The sequence below is a fragment of the Mesorhizobium sp. M2E.F.Ca.ET.209.01.1.1 genome (assembly GCF_004010375.2).
In the GTDB taxonomy this organism is placed as follows: Bacteria; Pseudomonadota; Alphaproteobacteria; order Rhizobiales; family Rhizobiaceae; genus Mesorhizobium.
On sequence record NZ_SADP02000965.1, the window covers coordinates 1 to 305 of the forward strand.

Annotated in this window: 1 protein-coding gene; it reads right to left on the reverse strand. The window is 67.9% G+C overall.

All coding sequences use genetic code 11. From position 1 onward, the window contains the following. Positions 1–305 (reverse strand): ATP-binding cassette domain-containing protein (locus tag EN852_RS38700; protein WP_135879897.1); only part of this gene is annotated, 305 nt, incomplete at both ends.

Here is a 305-nt window from a genome sequence, read left to right on the forward strand (position 1 = left end):
CGGCACGGTCCTTGGCCAGCGAGCGGATGATGCCGGAGATCATGCCGACATCCTCGTGCCCCATGCCGGCCATCGGCTCGTCGAGCAGAAGCACCTTCGGGTCGAGCGCCAATGTGGTGGCGATCTCCAGCACGCGCTTGCGGCCATAGGAAAGATCGCCGGCCAGACGATGCGCTGCATCTTCCAGCCCGACGATGGCGAGCAGCTCGCGCGCCCTTGGCGTCAACGCGTTGAGCGCCGAGACCGGGCGCCAGAACTGGTAGCCCAGCCCGCCTGGACGCTGCAGCGCGACGCGCACATTGTCG